We start from the raw sequence: 9,350 nt of genomic DNA, 5'->3' as shown, positions 1-9,350 counted from the left end.
CCTTACAGGAACAATATGGCGTGCAATCACTCCTATAAGGCATATGGCCGCATACTGCTGTTGGCATTGCTGGTATTTCCGGCCACGCCCATTTTTGCGCAAAAAAAAGATATGAATAAAAGCAACACTTTAACCATTGGTTGCTATAACGCCAGCCAGATGGAAATGGCGGAAGAAATCTGCCTTTTTGATAACCACCGGTTTATTTATTCCGTCAGTTATGGCGCCTTAGATCAGTTTACCAAAGGCATCTGGGAGCAGCATCATGATACGTTGTATCTTACTTCAGATAAACCGGCGCCGAAATATATTATAGCGGCATCGCAGGATAAAGAGATCACGCCGGGAAAGCTGCTGTTGGTGTTTGCTTTTAATTCCCAACATGTCCCTTATCTCGTTTTTGATTTTTCTGCGCATCCTGCTATGGATTCGATAGCAGCGGGGACAACAACGAAGAACGGATATGAGGTGTTGGTGGATCAGCCTTCTTACCGGCATTTAAAAGTATTGCACAGCATGTACGATACCGCATTTTTTGATTATCCGCTGCCGCCGGAGGTGAATAAGCTGCAGATCTCACCTGGAGAGGGACTGGGCAGATTACAATTTAGCCGCGAAGCATTTCTGATATCGAAGGATGTGTTGGAAAGCGTAACGAATAAGGACCACCGGTTTATGTTTGCCGGAAAACCTCCGGAAGAGGCATTGCGGTATGCGATGCCCGATAAATAGCGGAAAGCAGAAAGCAAAAAGCTATTGTAGCGGATGGGGCAAAGCGAAAAAGAAAAGGCAGCTGTTCTTTGCTTTTCTGTTTTAATTCAGATCATCCGCTACAATAGCTTTTTGCTTTCCGCTTTCTACTTTCCGCTTACTTCATATACTTCTTATACTCATTTTCAATATCCGTTACATCAATTTTATTGAGTTTGTTGCCATCATACAGCCAGGCTTCCCAGTTGTATTTCGGATCACTTAAATCAATAATGGTAGCGTTGCCGGTTTTGGATTGAAAGTTAATTTTTCCGCCGGAAGGTTCCATTATTTTGATCCCTTTCCCTTCCAGGAAAACACGTGCATCGGCCATATAGTTCTGGTTATCATCGGCGAGTGTATAAAAGGCTTCTTCTCCATTTTCTTTTTTTAATTTTTCCAGTTGACTGCTATCCGGTGAATGAAAAATGGCGCAGGGATGCGATACTTTTTCGGCGCCTGCGGCGGATACGGATGGTTGCGGCGGTGCGGCGGCGGTTTCAACGGGTTCCTCCGGTCTTCTACTTTCATGACAGGCGGCGAAAGTAAAAAGCGCGATCGGTAATAAGAGTTGAGTTTTCATGGTTTTCATAGCAATAGTTTGTTTGGCATATTTGATTACACTTGTGCTGGCCTTGCAAGACAAGTAAGATATAAAGATAATATAAAAATATAGGTAGCGCAAGGTATCAACGCAGTCCCGGGAAACGTCCCGAAAAAAAATTCATTGAAATATTTCGATATTTGGAAAATAGTATTACTTTTGTTCTATGGATTTAGCAGTTATAGAAAAAGCAGCAAATGCCATCGCCGACAAGCATCGATTATCTATTATAATGGAGGTTGTTAAGAAGGGCAAGCTGATTTGTGGTGATGTATGTGAGTTTACGTGTTTATCGCAACCCACGGTATCGCACCACGTGAAGATCCTGGTCGATAGTGGTGTGCTGAATTCTTCAAAAAATGGCAGAATTGTGGAATTAACGCTCAATAAAGAGATGATGAAGCAATTGTCGATGTTCTTTTTACAATTAAGCTGAGGGACTACCGGGCGGGTTTACCAACGGCTTTTTTTATAGGTTTATATATCGAAATGTTTAAATTAATGAATTAATGGAGAAGAAATTTCTCTTTTTTTTAAAGGTATTACATTGATAAACTTAAATAAATCAATAGGATGGAACAATTACAACACAAAACTGCTGTCATCACGGGCGGTAACAGCGGTATAGGATATGCAACAGCAGCAGATTTTTTAGCGAAAGGCGCAAAAGTTTTAATCACAGGACGTAGGCCAGAGGCTGTACAGCAGGCAGTGGCTACATTAGGCGGGGACGTAGATAGTTTTATTGCGGATCAGGGAAAGATAGAAGACTCAAAACAATTGGCGGAGTATGTGCGTGACCGTTATGGAAAAATAGATATTCTGTTTGTAAACGCCGGCATAGGCACATTTGCTACTATAGCAGATGTAACAGAAGCGGAATTCGACAGGATTATGGACGTTAATCTGAAAGGCGCATTTTTTACGGTACAGCACTTACTCCCGTTAATGAACGACGGAGGAAACATTATCCTGCTATCCTCTGTGAACGCGCATTCCGGTATGCCGGGAGCCTCGGTATACAGCGCCAGCAAGGCGGGATTGAACTCACTGGGTCGGACATTATCAAGGGAATTAGCCGGTAGAAAAATCAGGGTAAATATTGTTAATCCGGGTCCGGTAGATACGCCTATCCTGGAAAAAGCCGGAGTACCTAAAGATGCGATCAATATAGATCATCTGGCACAAAGAATGCCGATCGGCAGAATGGGCCGTCCGGAAGAAATAGCTAAACTGGTGTCCTTCCTCGCGTCTGACGATGCATCGTTTATCACCGGCGTAGAATACAATGTAGACGGCGGTCTTAGCGTACATCCATTAATTGCCTGATTTTCTCAAAACACATTATTCATGTCATCATTGAAAGATAAAATAGTTGTTATCACTGGCGGTAACAGCGGTATAGGTTACGCAACAGCAGCATCATTTTTAGCAAAGGGAGCGAAGGTATTGATAACAGGTCGTAATCCGGGTGCCATACAGGAAGCTGTATATGCACTCGGGCACCCTGCAGAAGGTTTTAAGGCAGATCAGTCGGATTTGAACGATGCGAAGCGGTTGGCGGAATATGTACAGGGGCGTTTTGGAAAAATAGATGCTTTGTTTATAAATGCGGGTGTGGCGAAACTGGCTCCGTTTGAAACGGTTACAACAGACTTATACGATGAATTAATGAATGTTAATTTCAAAGGCGCCTTTTTCACCATCCAGCACTTATTGCCCCTCATCAATGATGGAGGTTCTATTACCCTGCTATCTGCGCTGAATGCGTATTCCGGCACACCCAGCGGCGCAGTATTATCTGCCAGTAAAGCAGCGTTGAATTCATTGGGCAGAACACTCTCTAGGGAACTGGCCAGCCGGAAAATACGGGTCAATGTCGTAAACCCCGGTATCATTGCCACGCCATTGCTGGAAAAAGTAGGCATGCCGGATGTGCTGAAAACACATCTGGGCAATGTAACCCCACTGGGCAGATTGGGAAAAGCGGAAGACGTAGCCAACATGGTCACCTTCCTGGCTTCAGAGGAAGCGTCGTTTATTACAGGTGCAGAATATAATGTAGACGGTGGACTTATGGTACATCCGTTGATCGCTTAATAAATGATCCTGGGCGTTGCGGTGTGCAGCATTGTGTAAATGCTGCACCAGCAGCAAGGACATTAAAAAAAATTCTTTGTTGATTTACAGTTAACGGTTGTTTAGGATGTTAATCCCATTGGTTGCTTGCCAGATGCCGCTTGCTATACAGGTATCTGGCAGCAACTTTTAGAATTACGAATTACGAATTACGAATTACGAATTACGAATTACGAATTACGGATTTGTGGGGAGATAGTAAACGCGTATATCTCCCCACAAATCCGTAATTCGTAATTCGTAATTTCATTTTCATGCATTCATTTTTTTGATCAGTTTTCCCAGTGTTTTCAATCCCTCATCTACCTGCTTGCTCCAGGCATTACCAAAACTGATACGTAAACAGTTATTGTATTTATTCTGCAGTGAAAAAATTCTGCCGGGACAAAACGTGATCTTATGTTTCAGTGCCTGTTGAAATAATTCAAAGGTATTAATAGATTCATCCAGTTCTATCCACAGCACGCAGCCGCCCTGTGGTCTTGAAATGCGGGTGCCTTCCGGAAAGTATTCGTTGATGGCCTGAGAGTACCGTAAACACTGGGTATGCAGCATCTTCCGTAAATTACGCAGGTGAAATTCGTAGCGGCCAATTTCCAGGAAATGACCTACCGCCGCCTGTGGTAGTGATGCGCAGGCAATGGAGTGATTTTGTTTCATCCGCATTACCTTGTCTTTGTATTTGCCGGGCATGGTCCAGCCTACGCGATAGCCCGGCGCCAGTGATTTTGAAAAGGAATTGCAGAGTAGTACATGCCCGTATTTATCAAATGTTTTGCAGTTGGCGGGGCGTTGTTTGGAGAAGTAAAGATCTCCGTAAATATCATCTTCTATCAGGGCAATATCATACTTCACCATCATGTCTACCAGCACCTTTTTATTTTTGTCCGGCATACAGGAGCCCAGCGGGTTGTTGTAGTTGGTTACAAAAAGGCAGGCCTTGATTTTATGACGGGGAATGGCTTTGTCGAGGTATTCGAGGTCTATGCCGCAAACCGGGTCGGTAGGCACTTCCAGTACTCTCAGGCCCAGGCTTTCGGCCAGTTGCATGGAGCCATAATAAGCGGGACTTTCAATCGCAATGGTATCGCCGGGTTGCGTTACAGCAGAGAGGCACAGTGTGAGCGCATCCATGCAGCCACTGGTAGTGACCACATCGTCGGCGGTAAAAGCGCCGCCCCATGCTAACGACGCCCGGGCAATTTGTCCGCGCAACAGCGAATTGCCCTGCAACTCTTCATAGCCGATCCCGTTATTGGGCAGGTTACGGAGTGCATGTACCACTGCTTTGGCCATTTTAGCGGCAGGCAGCAGATCGGGCGGTGGCGTGGCCACCGAAAAATTCAGGATGTTGGGATTTCTGTGATGACTAAATACTTCCATCACCATATCACTTACCGTGGCTTCACTGGCTTTTTTTACCGGTGCGCAGGTGGTGGGCATGGCGGGCATGCGCCGGGAGTTGAAGCGGATATAATAGCCGGACTTAGGCCTGGATTCAATCAATCCTTTTGATTCCAGGTGATAATATGCCTGGAAAGCGGTGGTTAAACTGATGCCCTGTTGCTTGCTGAGCATGCGCACAGAAGGCAGTTTTTCCCCTATTTTCATCACCTCTTTTTCTATCAGCTGTTCTATATTATCAGCTACCTGCAGGTACAGGTGATCGGCGGTTTTTATCATGGTAATGCAAATCTGATCTGGTCAAAAGTACAAATTTGGCATCTGTTTTTTATTTTATTTTTTCGGGAGAAGTCATTTTAGCTGTTTACGGATAAGGCCACCTATGGTCTGGATCGCCCATTCCTGGTCATCATTCCAGGGGTTGGAATTAGTGAGCCGGATGCAGTTATGATATCGGTCCTGGCTGGAAAACAGGGAGCCGGGCGTAAACGTAATGCCTTGTTCCACGGCAGCTTCATGTAGCTGCCAGGTATTGACTTTAGGGGGCAGCACGACCCATAAACTGATCCCTCCGTTGGGGCGGGTGAGTTGTGTCTCTCCCGGAAAATATTCCTGTATGGCCTTCGTGATCTGCATGGTTTGCATATTGAGAGCCTGCCGCAGTGATTTGAGGTGCAGGTCCAGTCGTTGCTGATCCAGGAATTTTGTCAGCACCAGTTGTGGCAACAGGCCCGTGCTGGCAGAGGTCATGAATTTCAGCTGCGCAAGTTTTTCGTGGTAGCGCCCACCCATCACCCAGCCAATGCGCAGTCCCGCTGCAATAGATTTAGACCAGGAAGAACAATAGAGTACCAGTCCTTCTTCATCATATGATTTCACGGTTCTGGGTCGCTCCGGTGCGAAATGCAGATCTCCGTATACATCGTCTTCGATCAGCGGTACCTGGTATTGCTGCAGGAGTTTGGCCAGTTGTTCCTTGCTGTTGTCCGGCATACAGCTGCCCAAAGGATTATTGTAGTTGGTCACAAACAGGCATGCCTGCACTTTTTTTTGTTTAAATGCATCTTCGAGTTTATCGAGGCTAATGCCGGTTACCGGGTCGGTAGGTATCTCCAGTGCTTTCATTCCCAAACTTTCAATGCCCAGCAGCAGGCCAAAGAAAGTAGGCGACTCTATGGCAATGGTATCGCCGGCTTTGGCCACTGCCCGCAAACATAATACGGTGGCTTCAATGGCGCCATTGGTGACAATGATTTCCCGGGGCGTTACCGCTCGGCCCCAGTTCAGGCAATGCCGGGCAATATGCCGGCGGAAAGGTTCATGGCCGGTAATATCACCGTAAGGGATATACGAAGTATCCAGTTCACGGGCACAGAGTTGCAATGCTTTCTTGAGCTTCGCCGATGGGAGCAGGGAAGTATCCGGCGAGGCGCCTATGAGTGAAATGGTTTTTTGCGACCGGCTGGTTTTCCGGAACATGGCCAGCTTTTCATTGATCTGTACTTTGCCGGCAGTTGGCAATGGATCGGATATCGGCGGCAGCTTAGGCCGGATGTTATGTGCATAATGTACAAAGTAGCCCGACTTTTCCCGCGCTTCCACCCAGCCCTTTTTTTCCAGATGGGTGTATACCTGCAATGCAGTACTGATACTGATGCCATGTTCCTGGTGCAACGACCGTACAGAGGGCAGCTTATCACCCACGGCATATACACCACCGCTGATCATTTGCTGAATTTTTTCTGCCAGTTGAAGATAGATAAACCCGTTGTTCTTTTTCATCTCCCTAAAGATAATCTGTTATGGTTTAAGATTCATAATTCTGTATCTGTTTTGGTGGTGTTTTTTGCTGTTATTTTGTATCCACAAATCAAGATCATGACAGTTGTAAGACGGCTCGCTTATACATTGGCTCAACTTTGCCGGGAGTGGAAATTTCCGGAGGCACAGTCCACGCTTTTTCATGAAGAGGCAGTGAATATAGAACCGGACGGTCGCATCACCAGCGGCTTGCCGGCGATCATGGCCAAAGAACAGCTGTTTCTCGACAACATTGTAGAGCGGCATCTGCTGGAAATATCGGAGCCTATTGTGGCAGACGATTATTTCGCCCTGCAGCTGCTGATGGATGTAACCATCGTCAACATAGGCCGGCGAACGAGAAACGAGCTATGTGTATATCATGTAAAAGATGGTAAGATTATCCGCGAACAATTTTTCTATTAACACATTAACTTAATAAACTAATATATTATGGAAGCAAGAATGGACGTTTATAAACTGGTACCGGGTTCTTTAAAAGCCTTAATGGATTTACAGAATTTCGTGAATGGCATGGGACTCGATAAAACACTGTCTGAGCTGGTAAAAATCAGGGCCTCCCAAATCAATGGTTGTGCTTTTTGTTTAAACATGCACACCAAAGATGCCCGCAAAATGGGAGAAACAGAACAACGTATTTACGGACTGAATGCATGGCATGAAGCACCTTATTACACCGACAAAGAACGTGCGGCACTGGCGCTTACAGAAGCAGTAACGCTGGTCAGCAGCTCCCATGTGCCGGACGACGTATACAATGCCGCGCTGAAAGTATTTACCCCGGAAGAAGTGGCGCAGATTACACTCGCTATTGTGATGATCAATGCATGGAACCGCGTAGCTATTACTTCCCGGACGATGCCGGTATAATAATGCCGCGAGTTTTTGTCTTTCCCAGGATTATACTGATTATACTGATTTTCCAGATTTTTTCCTTTTGATTTTGAAAGATTAGCGGAGATACAAGCGCTTATATCTCCGCTAATCTTTCAAATCCTACAAAATCTTAAAAACAAAATCTGGAAAATCAGTATAATCAGTATAATCCTGGGAAAGACAAAAACCGCAAGAAATCGCAGTTGTCTCAAATATGCATTGCTTAATTTTGCGTATGGCTTTGCAGAAAATATTGATTCCCATTCATGAGGCGCAGCACTTTTCTTTTGATGAGTGTCTGCGCTTCCTGGGAAGATCCGACAGGGAGTGCCTGCACTATATCCGCAATGGCAAGGTGCAGCGAATGTTATTGTCTGAAGGAGAACCGGTGGTGGTGGAAATTGCCCCTGGTAAAAAAAGCGACTACCTGGAAGTAACGGTGCTGGCGCCTTTGGGCGTGGCAGTGGCGGAAGAGCCTATCAAAAAGTTTATTACGCACTGGCTGCACCTCGATGCCAGTCTGCAATCGTTTTACGATTATACCGAAACAGATCCGCTGTTAAAAGGTCTGGCACAGGCCTACCGCGGTTTGCGGCTCATCGGGATGCCTGATTTGTTTGAGGCCATCAGCTGGCCTATTATAGGTCAACAAATAAACCTGGCCTTTGCCTATACGCTTCGTCAGCGTTTTATTACCAACTTTGGTTATCATGCGGTGGTAAACGATACCGATTTTTATTTGTACCCGCATCCGGCGGTGATAGCGGCGCTGGCGCCGGAAGCACTGGCGCCTATGCAGTTTTCGCGAAGCAAGGCATTGTACCTGGTAGAAACGGCCAAGCAAATGGCGAATGGCTATCTGACGGAAGCTGCACTGGACGAAATGAGCTATGAGGCAGCACTGGAAAGACTGGTCGCCATCAAAGGGATTGGCAACTGGTCGGCCAATTATGCGCTGATGAAATACCGTCGTTTCCCACAATCTGTGTTATTGGAAGATGTTGGTTTGCAGAATGCTATAAAAAATAGATTAGATTTGGAAAGCAAACCTTCGATGACTGCATTACAGGAATATACCCGGCCATGGAAGGAACATGCTGCATATGCCACTTTTTATTTGTGGAGGTCCTTATTATCCCAATAGATTATTTGCATGGAAGAAGGAGTATATCATCTACGTATAGACACCCCCGTTGGTCCCTTATTAATCAGTGGCACCGCTCATTTTATAAATGCGGTTTCTTTCACGGAAGAGCCTCCGGTTAATTTTCCACACGCCCCCGCTTTGTTGCTTGATTGCGCGCAGCAACTGTATGAATATTTTGCCGGCGACCGTAAAGTATTTGATCTCCCGCTTTCCCAGGAAGGTACTGAGTTTCAGCAAACCGTGTGGCAGCAGTTGTTAGCCATTCCATTCGGACAAACGATTTCTTATCAGCAACTGGCCCGTCGTATTCAGAATCCCAAAAGTATCCGGGCTGTAGGTACTACCAATGGAAAAAACAGGTTGGCTATTATTGTTCCCTGTCATCGGGTAATAGGCGCCAATGGCACGCTCACAGGCTATGCCGGTGGCATCTGGCGTAAACGTTGGCTGATAGAGCATGAAAGAGTGGACTTGTTTACAGGGTTGCTGTAAAACAGTTCCTGCGAGTTTTGTCTTTGTTCAGGATTATACTGATTTTGATGATTTACAAGATTTTTACTTTTCGATTTTGGATTTAAAAGATTTTGGGAGATGATAGTGGATATTTTT

General features: G+C 45.6%; 11 protein-coding genes. 8 read left to right on the top strand and 3 right to left on the bottom strand.

Annotated elements, in window-relative coordinates; all coding sequences use genetic code 11:
• On the top strand, positions 1-732 hold a 732-nt coding region (locus tag VIP81_RS31135; RefSeq protein WP_331971257.1), incomplete at its 5' end, for a hypothetical protein.
• A 136-nt stretch (positions 733-868) separates the two neighbouring features.
• Here the strand turns inward: VIP81_RS31135 and VIP81_RS31130 are convergent.
• The gene (locus VIP81_RS31130; RefSeq protein ID WP_331971254.1) at positions 869-1,333 is read right to left on the bottom strand and encodes a hypothetical protein; all 465 of its coding nucleotides are present in this window, start codon (positions 1,331-1,333) and stop codon (positions 869-871) included.
• A 187-nt stretch (positions 1,334-1,520) separates the two neighbouring features.
• On the opposite strand from VIP81_RS31130, the gene VIP81_RS31125 reads away from it, so the two are divergent.
• The 3 genes from VIP81_RS31125 (at position 1,521) to VIP81_RS31115 (ending at position 3,454) form a co-directional block, all read left to right on the top strand.
• Positions 1,521-1,790 (top strand): ArsR/SmtB family transcription factor, encoded by a 270-nt coding sequence (locus VIP81_RS31125; RefSeq protein ID WP_145673940.1) that lies wholly within the window; start codon positions 1,521-1,523, stop codon positions 1,788-1,790.
• A gap of 137 nt (positions 1,791-1,927) precedes the next feature.
• Positions 1,928-2,683: a glucose 1-dehydrogenase gene (locus VIP81_RS31120; protein ID WP_331971242.1), complete on the top strand. Its 756-nt coding sequence runs from the start codon at positions 1,928-1,930 to the stop codon at positions 2,681-2,683.
• A 21-nt stretch (positions 2,684-2,704) separates the two neighbouring features.
• Positions 2,705-3,454 (top strand): SDR family oxidoreductase, encoded by a 750-nt coding sequence (locus VIP81_RS31115; RefSeq protein ID WP_331971239.1) that lies wholly within the window; start codon positions 2,705-2,707, stop codon positions 3,452-3,454.
• Between the two features lie 291 nt (positions 3,455-3,745).
• Here the strand turns inward: VIP81_RS31115 and VIP81_RS31110 are convergent, their stop codons facing one another.
• Together VIP81_RS31110 and VIP81_RS31105 are read right to left on the bottom strand one after the other, a co-directional pair.
• Positions 3,746-5,176 (bottom strand): PLP-dependent aminotransferase family protein, encoded by a 1,431-nt coding sequence (locus VIP81_RS31110; protein ID WP_331971236.1) that lies wholly within the window; start codon positions 5,174-5,176, stop codon positions 3,746-3,748.
• A 72-nt stretch (positions 5,177-5,248) separates the two neighbouring features.
• Positions 5,249-6,679, bottom strand: coding sequence for a PLP-dependent aminotransferase family protein (locus tag VIP81_RS31105; RefSeq protein ID WP_331971233.1), 1,431 nt, complete (start codon positions 6,677-6,679; stop codon positions 5,249-5,251).
• Between the two features lie 96 nt (positions 6,680-6,775).
• On the opposite strand from VIP81_RS31105, the gene VIP81_RS31100 reads away from it, so the two are divergent.
• The 4 genes from VIP81_RS31100 (at position 6,776) to VIP81_RS31085 (ending at position 9,233) form a co-directional block, all read left to right on the top strand.
• Entirely contained in the window at positions 6,776-7,123 is a 348-nt protein-coding gene (locus tag VIP81_RS31100; protein WP_331971230.1) for a nuclear transport factor 2 family protein, read from the top strand.
• A 27-nt stretch (positions 7,124-7,150) separates the two neighbouring features.
• Positions 7,151-7,588, top strand: coding sequence for a carboxymuconolactone decarboxylase family protein (locus VIP81_RS31095; protein ID WP_331971227.1), 438 nt, complete (start codon positions 7,151-7,153; stop codon positions 7,586-7,588).
• Between the two features lie 241 nt (positions 7,589-7,829).
• Positions 7,830-8,738, top strand: coding sequence for a DNA-3-methyladenine glycosylase family protein (locus VIP81_RS31090; protein ID WP_331971224.1), 909 nt, complete (start codon positions 7,830-7,832; stop codon positions 8,736-8,738).
• Between the two features lie 9 nt (positions 8,739-8,747).
• Entirely contained in the window at positions 8,748-9,233 is a 486-nt protein-coding gene (locus VIP81_RS31085) for a methylated-DNA--[protein]-cysteine S-methyltransferase (protein ID WP_331971221.1), read from the top strand.
• Positions 9,234-9,350 lie beyond the last annotated feature (117 nt).

This window comes from Chitinophaga sp., assembly GCF_036566945.1.
Taxonomy (GTDB): Bacteria; Bacteroidota; Bacteroidia; order Chitinophagales; family Chitinophagaceae; genus Chitinophaga.
Note: the sequence above shows the minus strand (reverse complement) of the source record. Positions and strands in the feature narration are given on the sequence as shown.

Bases quoted from the DNA above. Each gene is read 5' to 3' on its own strand.
- VIP81_RS31095 (WP_331971227.1), top strand. From the start codon at position 7,151: ATGGAAGCAAGAATGGACGTTTATAAACTGGTACCGGGTTCTTTAAAA.
- VIP81_RS31105 (WP_331971233.1), bottom strand. From the start codon at position 6,679: ATGAAAAAGAACAACGGGTTTATCTATCTTCAACTGGCAGAAAAAATT.
- VIP81_RS31120 (WP_331971242.1), top strand. From the start codon at position 1,928: ATGGAACAATTACAACACAAAACTGCTGTCATCACGGGCGGTAACAGC.
- VIP81_RS31100 (WP_331971230.1), top strand. From the start codon at position 6,776: ATGACAGTTGTAAGACGGCTCGCTTATACATTGGCTCAACTTTGCCGG.
- VIP81_RS31115 (WP_331971239.1), top strand. From the start codon at position 2,705: ATGTCATCATTGAAAGATAAAATAGTTGTTATCACTGGCGGTAACAGC.
- VIP81_RS31110 (WP_331971236.1), bottom strand. From the start codon at position 5,176: ATGATAAAAACCGCCGATCACCTGTACCTGCAGGTAGCTGATAATATA.
- VIP81_RS31125 (WP_145673940.1), top strand. From the start codon at position 1,521: ATGGATTTAGCAGTTATAGAAAAAGCAGCAAATGCCATCGCCGACAAG.
- VIP81_RS31090 (WP_331971224.1), top strand. From the start codon at position 7,830: ATGGCTTTGCAGAAAATATTGATTCCCATTCATGAGGCGCAGCACTTT.
- VIP81_RS31085 (WP_331971221.1), top strand. From the start codon at position 8,748: ATGGAAGAAGGAGTATATCATCTACGTATAGACACCCCCGTTGGTCCC.
- VIP81_RS31130 (WP_331971254.1), bottom strand. From the start codon at position 1,333: ATGAAAACTCAACTCTTATTACCGATCGCGCTTTTTACTTTCGCCGCC.